12 protein-coding genes are annotated in these 12819 nt (G+C 65.0%); 11 read left to right on the top strand and 1 reads right to left on the bottom strand.

Annotation, left to right across the window (positions count from 1 at the left end):
- The first annotated feature begins 2 nt into the window (after positions 1–2).
- The 8 genes from ACRCUN_RS09270 (at position 3) to ACRCUN_RS09305 (ending at position 6930) form a co-directional block, all read left to right on the top strand.
- The gene (locus tag ACRCUN_RS09270) at positions 3–1556 is read left to right on the top strand and encodes an MCE family protein (protein WP_462141358.1); all 1554 of its coding nucleotides are present in this window, start codon (positions 3–5) and stop codon (positions 1554–1556) included.
- Positions 1526–2149 carry an Rv1363c family protein gene (locus ACRCUN_RS09275; RefSeq protein ID WP_462141325.1) on the top strand — a complete coding sequence of 208 codons (624 nt, stop codon included), beginning with the start codon at positions 1526–1528 and terminating at the stop codon, positions 2147–2149. The genes ACRCUN_RS09270 and ACRCUN_RS09275 overlap by 31 nt, the downstream gene beginning before the upstream one ends.
- The gene (locus ACRCUN_RS09280; protein ID WP_462141326.1) at positions 2146–3111 is read left to right on the top strand and encodes an RDD family protein; all 966 of its coding nucleotides are present in this window, start codon (positions 2146–2148) and stop codon (positions 3109–3111) included. The genes ACRCUN_RS09275 and ACRCUN_RS09280 overlap by 4 nt, the downstream gene beginning before the upstream one ends.
- The gene (locus ACRCUN_RS09285) at positions 3108–3659 is read left to right on the top strand and encodes an Rv1363c family protein (protein WP_462141327.1); all 552 of its coding nucleotides are present in this window, start codon (positions 3108–3110) and stop codon (positions 3657–3659) included. The genes ACRCUN_RS09280 and ACRCUN_RS09285 overlap by 4 nt, the downstream gene beginning before the upstream one ends.
- Positions 3626–4510, top strand: a complete 885-nt coding sequence (locus ACRCUN_RS09290; RefSeq protein WP_462141328.1) for a mammalian cell entry protein — start codon at positions 3626–3628, stop codon at positions 4508–4510. Before ACRCUN_RS09285 ends, ACRCUN_RS09290 begins: the two co-directional genes overlap by 34 nt.
- Positions 4511–4525: 15 nt before the next feature.
- Entirely contained in the window at positions 4526–5194 is a 669-nt protein-coding gene (locus ACRCUN_RS09295) for a YoaK family protein (protein ID WP_462141329.1), read from the top strand.
- Positions 5195–5321: 127 nt separating this feature from the next.
- Positions 5322–6332 carry an alcohol dehydrogenase catalytic domain-containing protein gene (locus ACRCUN_RS09300; protein ID WP_462141359.1) on the top strand — a complete coding sequence of 337 codons (1011 nt, stop codon included), beginning with the start codon at positions 5322–5324 and terminating at the stop codon, positions 6330–6332.
- A gap of 10 nt (positions 6333–6342) precedes the next feature.
- On the top strand, positions 6343–6930 hold the full coding sequence (locus ACRCUN_RS09305; RefSeq protein ID WP_462141330.1) for a TetR/AcrR family transcriptional regulator: 588 nt from the start codon (positions 6343–6345) through the stop codon (positions 6928–6930).
- Here ACRCUN_RS09305 and ACRCUN_RS09310 read toward each other — a convergent pair.
- Positions 6927–8489, bottom strand: coding sequence for an HNH endonuclease signature motif containing protein (locus ACRCUN_RS09310; RefSeq protein WP_462141331.1), 1563 nt, complete (start codon positions 8487–8489; stop codon positions 6927–6929). The two genes, ACRCUN_RS09305 and ACRCUN_RS09310, sit on opposite strands and share 4 nt — an antisense overlap.
- Before the next feature lie 108 nt (positions 8490–8597).
- Here ACRCUN_RS09310 and ACRCUN_RS09315 point away from each other — a divergent pair, with 108 nt between their 5' ends.
- The 3 genes from ACRCUN_RS09315 to ACRCUN_RS09325 all read left to right on the top strand — a co-directional run bounded on the left by ACRCUN_RS09315 (position 8598) and on the right by ACRCUN_RS09325 (position 12816).
- A complete protein-coding gene (locus tag ACRCUN_RS09315) occupies positions 8598–9437 on the top strand; it encodes an SDR family NAD(P)-dependent oxidoreductase (protein WP_462141332.1) in 840 nt (279 codons plus the stop codon).
- Positions 9437–10201 carry a fructosamine kinase family protein gene (locus tag ACRCUN_RS09320; protein ID WP_462141333.1) on the top strand — a complete coding sequence of 255 codons (765 nt, stop codon included), beginning with the start codon at positions 9437–9439 and terminating at the stop codon, positions 10199–10201. Before ACRCUN_RS09315 ends, ACRCUN_RS09320 begins: the two co-directional genes overlap by 1 nt.
- A gap of 326 nt (positions 10202–10527) precedes the next feature.
- Positions 10528–12816 carry an AAA family ATPase gene (locus ACRCUN_RS09325; protein ID WP_462141334.1) on the top strand — a complete coding sequence of 763 codons (2289 nt, stop codon included), beginning with the start codon at positions 10528–10530 and terminating at the stop codon, positions 12814–12816.
- Positions 12817–12819: the final 3 nt, after the last annotated feature.

Consider the following 12819-nt stretch of genomic DNA (forward strand, 5'->3'; position numbering starts at 1 on the left):
TGCTGCTGACCCGCTTCATCAAGATGCAGCTCGTCATCTTCCTGACGCTGACGCTGGTCGCGCTGGTGGTGCTTGCGCTGTTCTACCTGCGGTTGCCGACGTGGGCCGGGATTGGGATGTACAAGCTCAACGCCGAGCTACCGAACTCGGCCGGCTTGTACGAGACGGCCAACGTGACCTATCGCGGCACGACGATCGGCAAGGTCACGTCCGTGGAGCCCACCGAGCGCGGCGCCAGGGTCGAGATGGAGATCTACGACCAGTACAAGATCCCGGTCGACGCGAGCGCCAACGTGCACTCGGTGTCGGCGGTCGGTGAGCAGTTCATCGACCTCATCTCCGACGGCGACCCCAAGCAGTACTTCAGCGAAGGCCAGACCATCACGAAGGGCACCGTGCCCGCCGAGGTGGGCCCGGCGCTCGACGCCGCTGAGCACGGTCTCGCCGTGCTGCCCAAGGAGAAGATCGGCACCCTCCTCGACGAGGCATCCAAGGCCTTCGGCGGCCTGGGCCCGTCGCTGCAACGTCTGGTCGATTCGACGCAGGCGATCGCAGGCGACTTCAAGGAAAACCTCGATCCGGTCAACGACATCATCGAGAATTCCGGGCCCATCATCGACAGCCAGGTGAATTCCGGCGACGCGATCTCGCGGTGGGCGGCGAACCTCAACACGCTCGCCGCGCAGAGCGCACAGAACGATGAGGCGCTGCGAAGTGGTCTGCAGCAGGCCGCTCCGACCGCCGACCAGCTGAACGCGGTGTTCAGCGATGTCCGGGAGTCGCTGCCACAGACGTTGGCGAACCTCGAGATCGTCATCGACATGCTCAAGCGCTACAACAAGAACGTCGAGCAGGTGTTGGTGGCGCTGCCGCAGGGCGGTGCGGTCGCGCAGACCGCGACGATCTTCGCGCCAGACGGCCTGCTGCACTTCGGCCTGGGCATCAACTCGCCGCCGCCGTGCCTGACGGGCTTCCTCCCTGCGTCCGAATGGCGTTCGCCGGCAGATACTTCGCCGCGTCCGCTGCCCGAAGGTCTGTACTGCAAGATTCCGAAGGACGCGCCGAACGCGGTCCGTGGTGCCCGCAACTACCCGTGCGCCGACGTGCCCGGCAAGCGGGCAGCGTCGCCGCGGGAGTGCCGCAGCGAGGATCCGTACGTCCCGCTGGGCACCAACCCGTGGTACGGCGATCCGAACCAGGTGCGCAACTGCCCGGCTCCGGCCGCACGGTGTGACCAGCCGGTCGACCCAGGCCGGGTGATCCCGGCTCCGTCGATCAACAATGGGCTCAACCCGTTGCCGGCAAGTCAGCTGCCACCTCCCGAGGTGGCTTCTGGACCGACCAGCGATCCGCTCACGGCGCCCCGTGGCGGCAGTGTCACTTGCAGTGGACAACAACCCAACCCCTGCATCTACACTCCGGGAGCAGGCTCGACCGCTACCTATAACCCGTCCAGTGGTGAGGTGGTCGGTCCCGGCGGTGTGAAGTACTCCGTCACCAACTCGAATAACCCAGGAGATGACGGATGGAAGGAGATGCTGGCGCCAGCCAGCTGAACCTCACCGATCAGCAGGAACCGGAGCACACCGAACCTCAAGCCGAGGAGACCGTAGAGGACACCGCCGAGGCCGTCGATGGGCGCCGGCCGTCCCGGCTCGGTCGGGGCTGGATGTCCGGCATCTGCGCGGGACTGGTCGTCCTGGCCGCCGCGACATGTGTCGGTGGCTACCTGGCGCTGCGTGCGCACTCGGCCAGCGAGCAGATCGCGCGTGACGAGGCTGCGGCTCTGCAAGCGGCCAAGGATTGTGTGACGGCGACGCAGGCGCCGGACACCCAGGCCATGATCGAGGCCCAGACCAAGATCATCGAGTGCGCGACGGGCGACTTCGAGACCCAGGCCGGTCTGTACAGCGGCATGTTGCTCGACGCCTATCAGGCGGCCAACGTCCAGGTGAAGGTGTCGGATCTGCGCGCCGCGGTGGAGAAGCACAACGACGACGGGTCGATGGATCTGCTTGTCGCCGTGCGCGTGTTGGTGACCAACACCGAGAAGTCGGACGAGGAACAAGGCTATCGGTTGCGGGTGAAGATGGCGCGCGCCGAGGACGGCAACTACAAGGTCGCGAGACTGGATCAGGTCACGTCGTGACTGCAGTGCTCGACTCCACCGACGTGGAAACCGTGAACGACACTCCGGACGTGCCGTTGGCGTCGTGGGCGGCACGGGTGGGCGCGTTCGCGATCGATGTGCTCCCGGGATTGGCGGCGGTCGCGTCGCTCGCGCTGTTGGCGCTATCGGCACCGCTGTACGGCTGGTTGTGGTGGGCCTCCTTTGCGGTGGCCGTTCTGGTGACGATCGCCGTGCTGGTCAACCGGGTGTTGTGGCCGGCGACCACGGGCTGGTCGGTCGGACGCGCGGTGTTCGGCATCCGGGTGATGACGCGCGACGGCAAAGCGGGTTTGGTACGTCTGTTGCTGCGCGACCTCGCGCACCTGCTGGATACCGCTGCGGTGTTCATAGGCTGGCTGTGGCCGTTGTGGGACAAGCGCAAGCGCACGTTCGCCGATCTGCTGACCCGCACGGAAGTGCATCGTGTCGAGGAGCCCGAGCAGAACGCCCGTCGTCACGCCGGTGTCTTGATCCTGTCCGCGGCTATCGTCTGTGTGGCCGCGGCCGGCGTGGGCTACCTGGCGGTGTACCGCCAGGACCAGGCGGTGCGCCACGCGCACGAGCAGATCGCCGACGAGGGCCCGCGGATCGTGGAGCAGCTACTGAGCTACGGCGTCGATTCGTTCGACCAGGATTTCGCGCGAGCGCAGAGCCTCGCCACCGACAACTACCGGCCCCAGGTGATCGCCCAGCAGGATGCGATCCGAAAGGGCGGCCCAACCACCAACGAGTACTGGGCGGTGAGCAGCGCGGTGCTGTCGGCCACCAAGACCGAAGCGTCGATGCTCTTGGCGATGCAGGGCCAGCGCGGAATCAACCCCCAGGACTTGAAGTTCATCACCGCGACCGTGCGGGCCGATTTCCGCAAATCCGGTGACGCCTGGCAGGTCGACAACCTCACGGTGCTCAAGAAGCCGCAGATGAACGGGGGCGGTCAATGAGCCCGCGCCGCAGGATCGACCCCGACGAGCGCGACTACTTCGCGGTCGAGCCCAAGCCGCCGATCCGGTGGGGCCTGCCCATCATCGCGTTGTTGTCCGGTCTGTTGATCGCCGCGGCCGTCGCGGGCAGCACGTACATACTCGTGCGGCACGAGACCGATCGCCGTACCGAGATCAAGAACGCGGCAGCGCTCAGCTATGTGCGTGAATTCATGACCGTCTACACGACGCTCGATCCGTTCCACGCCAACGACTATGCGGACCGTATCTTGACGCAGGCGACCGGCGACTTCCAGAAGATGTTCAAAGAGAAGCAGAACGAGATCATCATCCAGGTCGCCCGCGCCGAACCGACCGCAGGCAGCGTGCTGGAGGCCGGAATCCAGCGCTGGAACGACAACGGCAGCGCCGACGTGCTGGTGGCGACCAAGATCAACACCCGGTCGCCGGACGGGAAAACCAACATCGAGAGCGGAAACCGTTGGGTGGCAACGACGATTCTGGAAGGACAACAGTGGAAGATCAGCCAGCTGATCCAGGTGATCTGACGTCCGACGACCAGAAGCCACGCCGCCGTTGGGGTTTCGGACGCAAGCGCAATGCATCGGAGCCTGCCGAGGAGCCGAGCCCTAACGAGCCGTCCCCCGAGGCGCGGCCCAAGCGCATGCCGGTGGGCAAGGGCCGGCGCCTCGCGGCTACCGACCCGGAGCCCGAGGCCGAGACGCCCGAGCCCGTCGAGACGGAAGCTGTTGCGGCCGAAGAGGCTGCCGAGGTCGAGCCTGAAGAGACCGAGACCGTGACCGAGACCGAGCCTGGAGAACCCGAGCCCGAGCCGGAACCCTCGACCGACGAGGAACCGCAGCCCGCACTCGTCCCGTACCGTCCGGCTGGGAAGCGGTTGACTTATGCCGCAGTCGGTGCGGCGGCGGTGTTCGTCGCCGCCGGCGCGTTCGCCGGGGCGATGATGCAGCCCTACCTGTCCGATCGGGCATTGGTGGACACCAAACTCCAGGTGGCGCAGACGTCAGCAGATGCGATCACCACGCTGTGGACCTATACGCCGGACAACATCGAGTCGTTGCCAGACCGCGCGTCGCGGTACTTGTCGAGTGACTTCGCCAATCAGTACCGGCAATTCATCGACTCGATCGTGCCGTCCAACAAGCAAGCCCAGATCACCAACAACACGCAGGTGGTGGGTACCGCGGTGGAGAGCATCAGCCCGACGGAGGCCACCGCGATCGTCTACACCAACTCGGTGTCGACAAGCCCGGTGACCAAGAACGTTCCGTCGTTGCGGTACCTGTCTTATCGGTTGACTCTGGTGCGTAACGACGGGGATTGGCGCATCACCCAGATGCCCGCGCTCACTCAGCTGGACCTTTCGCCGCAGCTGTAATCCGAGGATGTAGGCATGGCCATAGCTTCGCCGGTATCCGAACGACTCACTGTCACTGCGCTTCTGCTGCTGACAATGGCGACCGGAATCGTCGACGCGATCAGCGTGCTTGTGCTCGGCCACGTGTTCGTCGCGAACATGACTGGCAATGTGATCTTCTTGGGCTTCTGGTTCGTGCCGCATTCAGGTGTGGACCTGACCGCCGCAGTCGTCGCATTCGCCGGTTTCGTGGCAGGCACTGTGCTGGGCGGGAGGCTGGCCCGGCACATCGACAGCCACGTGCGGACCTGGCTGACCGTTGCCCTCGGCGTGGAAGTCGTTATGTTGGCCGCGCTCTCGATCCTGGCCGGCATGGGGGTGTTGGACTATCGCGACAACTCCAAGCTGTTTCTGATCGCCGGCCTGGCCCTCACGTTCGGAATCCAGAACGCCACGGCCCGCCAGTTCGGGATACAAGAACTCAGCACCACGGTGCTCACGTCGACGATTGTCGGCATAGGTTTCGACAGCCGCCTGGCTGGTGGAACCGGACAGCGCGAGAAGCTGCGCTACGCAGTGGTCGCGACGATGTGTGGTGGTGCGGTGATCGGTGCGACGCTGTCGAGGTTCACCGTCGCGCCTGTGATCGCGCTGGCCGCCCTGCTGGTCGCGATCAGCGCGCTCATCTTCAGGTTCGGCCGCTAGATCGACGGCACGCTTGCGGATCCGCGGCCGCTGCCGCATCCTATTCTTTGTCAATCAACAAAGAATAGGACATTCGATGCGCGCAGCCGTCATAGAACAGCTAGGAACACAGCCGGTCTTGGTTGAAGTGCCCGATCCGGCCTGCCCGGCCGACGGCGCAATCCTTCGGGTCGAAGCCAACGGCATCTGCCGTACGGACTGGGCGTTGTGGTCAGGTCAGTTCTGGTCGGGCGGACCGGTTCTCGCGGCGCCGTTCGTCCTCGGGCACGAGTTCGCCGGAACCGTTGTCGAAGTCGGTGCCGACGTGAGCAACTGGAAGCCTGGTGCCAGAGTGACATTCCCGATGAACCCCGGTGACGGAACCTGCGAGACGTGCCGCACGGGAAATCAGCAGGTATGTGAGCATTTCGACGAGCTGGTGCCCGGCGTTTCCTATTGGGGCGGCTATGCCGAGTACGTCGCGGTGCGGTTCGCCGACCTCAACTTGATCGAGTTGCCGGAGTCGCTGAGCTCCACGGCCGCGGCGAGCCTCGGCTGCCGATACATGGCCGCGTTCCATGGCATTGTCGAACAGGCCAGGACGCGTGGTGGCGAATGGGTGGCCGTCCACGGAGCGGGAGGCGGCATGGGACTGGCCGTGGTGCAGATCGCGGCCGCGGTTGGCGCGAACGTGATCGCCGTCGACATTTTCGACGACAAGCTCGAAACCGCGCGCGCACTCGGCGCCGTGCACACGGTCAACGCCGCCAAGGACGATCCAGCCGGTGCCGTGCGTGACCTCACCGGAGGCGGTGCGCATGTGTCGGTCGACGCCGTTGGTATCGCGGCGTCGTGCCGGGCTTCCGTGGACTCGCTGCGTATTCGGGGACGCCATGTGCAGTTGGGACACACAACCCCCGCCGAACGGGGCAATGTCGAACTCCCGATAGACGTCATGATGATCAGGGAACTGGAGTTCCTGTCCGCCTTCGGCATGGCGGCACACCGGTTTCCCGCTATGTTGTCGATGATCGAAACCGGCCGGCTCGATCCTGGAAAAGTCGTCTCGTCAACGGTCGGCCTCGACGGTGCGGGCGGTGTTCTGGAGTCGATGGCGACCTACGGCACGACCGGTGTGGTCGTCATAGACCGATTCTGAGAGTTGCGTGATGGCAGGACGTCCACGGGAATTCGACCGCGAAGCTGCCCTGCGGATAGTGCAGGAGCTGTTCTGGCGGCACGGGTTCGAGGGTGTATCGATGGCCGACCTCGTGGCCGCGACGGGATTGGCCTCCGCGCGTCTCTACGCGGCATTCGGATCGAAGGAGCAGATGTTCCGCGAGGCCGTCGAACTCTACATGCGAACCGAGGGCGGATTCGCCGACCGGGCGTTCGCGGAGGAGTCCAGCCTGGCGGACGCCCTGCGCCGCATGCTGCGCGATGCCGTCGACGTCTATGCCAAGCCGCATCCGCGAGGCTGCATGGTCGTGGCCGCGGCAACGAACTGCACGCCCGGACACGACGAGATTCGCGAGTGGCTCGAGAAGTGCCGACACGAGCGCGCGCAATCCATCACGCGGGCCGTTCGAGTGGCCAAGGCGGCAGGTGAATTGCACGCTGACGCCGACGTCCAGCAGTTGGGTGATTACTTCACAACTGTGCTGAACGGCTTATCGGTTCAGGCCCGAGACGGCGTATCGCCGAGGCGGTTACGCGCCGTCATCGAGCCGGCGATCGCGGCGCTTCCGCTGCGCTAGAAAGGCGGGGGAGCGTTGCATTCGGCGACGAACGCGTCGTTGAGGCGTCGTTCGGCGGCGATGGCTCGCATAGTGCTTTCGGCCCGGGTGCGGGCGCGTTTCGGCATCATCACCGCGCGGTCGCCGGTGAAGGCGGGCACGGAATGCGGCAACGCGAGCGTGCCGGTCGGCCGGGCGAGCGCGGGAGCGTGCAGCATACTGCCGGGCAGCGTGGCGTATTCGTGTCCGGTGGGCGCGGTCCAGATGATCGTGCCGTCAGGCATCTGGCGGTCTTTCCAGCCGCCTTCGCCCACCCAGAATGTTTTCAACAGGTGGTGAAAGCGACACAGGCACTTCAAGTTCGACGCATGCGTACACCCCAACGGGTGAGGCACCGTGTGGTCGATGTCGCATCGGTCCGCGGGTTTGTCGCAGTAGGGAAAGCGACACGTGAAATCACGGCAGCGCACGAAATCGGCCAAGGCCTGCGACGGGGCGTAGCCGGGTTCGGGCGGCGCGTCGCCTGGGTGGATCACCGGCCGCACGGTCGCGAACGGCAAGACCTCGGCCAGAGCGTAGGCAGGCAGAACCCCACCGCCAACGAGGAACGCGGGCGCGACATCGTCGGCTGGCGCGTCGTCGGCACGGGTGGCGATGTCGTCGCTGGTTTCGTCGTCTAAATCGTCCGGGACCTTGGCTGCGCCGTCGTCGGTAGCGTCGTCGGATGACTCGGCCCGGGTGCCGGTTACAGCCTCGACCGTGGCCCGGTCGGCCACGACATGCACCACAACGTTTCTCACCGGGGCGGTCGACGTGCCTGCGGTGCAGTCGTCGCGGTGGCACAGACACGCCAGGTCGGTGTGAGCCGCCAATGCGCCCAGTGCGTCGGAGCGGCGTTGATCGAGGGTGCGGGGATCATTCGCGCACACCGACCTTGCCATCTCGTCGACGACGCTGTCCAACAACTCCGCGTTATGGGCCTGCAACCGGCCATTCATGCTTGTCGTACCGGGCTCGTCGCCGGGCGAACCGAAGTCGACGTAGCGGGCCCGGACGGCTGCTTTACCGCGGCGCAGCGCACCGGGATCGTGCTCGATGATCAACGCGTCGATGGCCTGGCGGACTGCGCGATCGGACCACGCACCCCACCTCATGATCTGGGCGGCCAGGTCGGCATCGACGCGGGCCAGCGCGTCAGGGTCTTGTATGAGATGGGTACACCAGACGGTGGCTCGCACCAGATCCGCATCGACCAGACCGGCGGCGAACAAGGCGCCCACCGCGGGTAGCCGGTCACGCACAACAACGCCGATCCGCGCCTGCGACAAGGCGTTCCATGTGCTGATGCCTTGGGAGGCGCCGAGTTCAGCGCCCACCGCAGCGCTCGGATCCACCCACCACAGATCACGGTCCTCGGCAGTCGGGGTGTCGGTCCGGCGGGTGAACATCTCGGCCATGGTGGCGAGCTTGCGGGCGGCCGCGGCGGCCTCGACCCGCGCCCACCCGACCGCGGTGTCGCTGAGCGTCGCATCATCCAGGCCCGCGAGCTCGGCGATCCCAGCAAGTGATCCATCGAACATGCATTCGAATCTACCGATCCCGGCAGGCCCACCGCGCACCAAATCGGTGACCTGTGGATGAAGTACAGACTGGGGATAACTCTGGAATCGCGCAGTAGTCTCGCGACTATGCCAACCGTTCTCGTCACCGGCGCGGCCCGTGGCATCGGCAGGGCCGTCGTCGAACATCTGGCCGCCTCCGGCTGGGCCGTGATCGCCGGTGTCCGGACCGAGGCCGATGCCGCCGCGGTGGCATCCGTGAATCCGGATCGCATCTCGACCGTCATCCTCGACGTCACCGATGCCGGCCACATCGCGGCGTTGCCCGATGCGCTGCCGCAGCGGCTGGATGCCGTCGTCAACAACGCGGGTATCGCGGTGGCGGGTGCGGTGGAGGCGCTCACCGCCGAAGACTGGCGTAAACAATTGGACGTCAACGTGATCGGCCAGTTCGCGGTCACCCGGGCGGTGTTGCCCAAGCTACGCGAATCGCGTGGCCGGGTGGTGTTCATCTCGAGCGTGAACGGACAGCTGTCGCTGCCCATGCTCGGTGCGTACTCGGCGTCGAAATTCGCGTTGGAAGCAGGCGCGGATGCGCTACGGGTGGAATTGCGGCCGTGGGGTGTGCACGTTGTGGTGGTCGAGCCGGCGCAGACTGACACGGACATGTGGCGCATGGCCGACGACATGGTGATCAAAGCGGAAGCGGCGATGTCAACCGAGCATCGCGTGCTCTACGCCCAGCACGTCGCGGGGATGAAGAAGTTCATCCCGATGGCGCGGAAGATGGCGGCGCCGGCCTCCAAGGTGGTCGCCGTTGTCGACGAGGCGTTGACAGCGCGTCGCCCGCGCGCCCGCTACATCGTCGGCCTCGGCAACAAGCTACAGGTGGCGCTTGTGACGAATATGCCTGCAGCGCTTCGCGATCGGATGCTCGCCCAGATCGCCGGCGTGCCACGCCGGCGATAGTGGACGAGTTCGTCAAGCGCAATCCGGCCGCGCCACCGGGCTTCTTCGCCGCCGAGGCGGCAGGCCTGCGCTGGCTTCAGGTCGATGGCGGCGCCGAGTGCGTGCGCGTGCTGGAGTACGACGCCACATCGCTGAGGTTGCAGCGGCTTACGTCGGTTGCGCCGTCGGTTGAAGCTGCCTTCGACTTCGGGCGGCGCCTCGCCGTCACGCACGACGCCGGCGCGCCATGGTTCGGAGCCGGCCCCGACGGATACGACGGCCAGGGGTTTTTCGGCCCGATGGCCCGCCCATTGCCAATGTCGTTGGAAGGGCACGATTCCTGGGGTGAGTTTTACGCCGAGGAACGGTTACGGCCGATGGCGCGGATGGTCGCGCCCACGTTGAGCAACGCGACATGCGAGGCCCTCGGCGTGGTGATCGAACACTGCCGCGCAGGCAGATTCGATGACGATGATGCTCCGTGCCGATTGCACGGCGACCTGTGGGGCGGCAATGTGATGTGGACGCCGAACGGTGCAGTGCTGATCGATCCGGCCGCGCACGGCGGCCATCGTGAGACGGACCTGGCGATGCTGCACCTGTTCGGCTGTCCGCATCTCGGCGAAATACTGGCCGGCTATCAATCAATCCGACGATTGCGCGACGGTTGGCAAGACCGCATCGGGCTGCATCAGCTATACCCGCTCCTGGCACACGTGGTCTTGTTCGGCGGTGGCTATGCGCGCCAGGTGAACACAATTGTCGGCGAACTCAACAGCGATTAGCAAACGGTATGACCCATATCGCGCGAGCGCATCCGTCACACAACGACTGGAATATCCAACGCCCGCAACTCACTTGCTTCGCAAGGAACGCCACCCGACAGCAACTGACGCTGGCGTCGATAAACCGTATTCGCTGAATATTGAGATGAACACGAGATTACCGCCTGTCACCCAGTCGGAACAGTTCCAATGATACGGATGCGTATGTTTGCTCCATAGTCAATTAGGTCCCCGAACAAATTTCCTTAGCAACCATAGTGATCGCAATCACGACGGTGTACGGTGCCTGAGAAGAACCTGAGAAGGCGGTCGAAAGGACAGTTCGCATGGGCGCCAAACACCGTACGCGTCGGCAGCGTGCAAAGAAGATCGCGACTATCGGCGCAGCGACTGCGACGGTTACCGCCCTCACCGCCGGCATAGCCCCCCCGTCCGAGGCAAACGCAGCGGCGGTCAAGCGAGATGTCGACCTGCAGGCTGGTGTGCACATCTTCCCGCCGCCGGATCAGATCGACGATCTCACGAATGGTCTTGGTCCCCAGGTCTACAACCTGTCCCAGGCGATCGGTGCCGAACTGTCGACGGCGTTGGTCAACAACGTCGACCTGGCGGCGGCCGCCGAGGCCCTGGGTATCGACCTGGAGACCTTGGCGTCCGGCCTCCTCAACCAGGTTCTTGGCAGTGTGCTGACCGGTGCGCTGGGCGAGGTGCCAGTGGATCTCGATCCGGTTTTCGATGCGCTAGCGCTCGGCAGTCTGCTCACCGATCTGAACAATGCGCTCGTTGCGGCCGGTCTCCCCGGACTGGACACCACCACCACATTGACCGAGTTGCTCAAGCCCCTCGGCCTCGACCTCAGTGACCCATTGAACCTCGCCGAGGTCCCAGACACCGCAGGCCTCAATGTCATCACCGCGGGACCGATCTTCACCCTTCTCAAGTTGTTCGGCGTCGACCTCGGCTGGGTGCCGTCATCCCCCAACTCGGTGGCCGAGGAGATCAACGGCACGGAGTATCTCTCGGTCACGTCGGCCGACGTCGACGAGCTGTTGAACTCGTTGGTGCCGACGGGTGGGTTGAACCACATTCTGGTGAGGGAAATCCTCAAGAAGATCGAAGACGAGCTCAACCACTTCCCGAGCGTGGTCGACCTTCGCGTACCGATCGTCGTAGGCATGGGACTGGGCGCCTTCGCCGCAGGGGCGGCGTATCAACAAGTCGTCGACGATCTCCCGAATCAGCCTGGCGGAGCGAACTATTCGGGTACCGATCCGCTCCTCGGCAGTTTCACCCTGCTGCCGATGGTGCTTATCGACAACCCCGGGCGTGCCAACGGCGGCATCCTGGCCCGGATGTACCCGTTGTTCCGGTTGGTCGGGATCGACACCGTCACGCCGGACACCCAGGTACAGAGCAGCACTGACGGGGACGGACCGCTGACGGGTATCCAAATCCTCGGCCTGACCCTTGGCGGGGCCAACCTCATCCCGATCAAGATCGACGCGACGGCGGAGTATCTACCGCTCTCGGATTTCGCGGCATGGCCCAACCCGTTCACGATGGCCAATAACGTTGCGGCGGGGCTGTTCCCGACGTACATACTCAGGGGGCAAACCCTCGACGGCATTCTCACCGACGTGGTGCTGGACCAGATCGCCGAGCAGCTCGGCGATGACATCAGCGACTACCTGGCGAATCCAGGTGATGACCCCACCAAGGGGCCGAAACTCAACGTCTACATCACCATCCCGGCGCGCAGCCTCCCGCTGCTGGAACCGACCTATCTGGCGTTCGACGTCATCAATCTGCTGACCGGTGCGAATCTCAACAATCCGATCGGAACGGCGTTGAGCCCCTTGCTCACCAGCCTCGTGAACCTCGGCTACACCGATGTCTACTACAACGAGGAGACTGGCGAGTACGACCGGACTCTCGACGAGGCGGACGTGCCGACTGCCTTCGGCACGCTGCCCGACCTCGATTGGGGCCAGGTGCCAGGACATCTCGTGAAGGCACTCGCGATCGGCGTTCAGCAGGCCATCGATGACGGGCTGGTCAACCGTGAGGGCCCGGTACCCAACGTCATTGCCACAGTTCTCGGTCTGCTCGGCCTCGACGACGCGGTTCCCAACTCCGGCAACGGATTTGACGTCGCCGGCTTGACGGAGGCCCTGCAGAATCTCACCGGCGGCGCGCTCGACAGCGCCGAAACCCCTGACGTCACGACCACCGACTTTGAGCCACAGGGCATTACGGACACGGGGATCGGCGGGCCCGAAAGAAGGACGCTCGACCTCGACGCTGCCACCGAAGATACCCCGGTCGCGGTGGACGCCGATGACACCGACGCTGCCCCGAAGAAGCTCAGCGATGCGGCCGACGACGCCCGTGAGCAGCTTCAGGCGACGGTCAAGGACGCCAGTGACCGGGCGAAGGCATCCGCCGAAAAGGCCCGCGAGCGTACTCAGAAGGCCGTCAAGGACGCCCAAGACCGCATCAACAAGGTCGCCGAAAACGGACGCAAGCAGATCAAGGCCGTGACCGATGGTGTCGAGAAGGCCGTCAAGAACGCGACCGACAAGCAGACGGACAAGAAGGAGAAGGACGCCGCCTAGTGA

Source organism: Mycobacterium venezuelense (assembly GCF_054919535.1).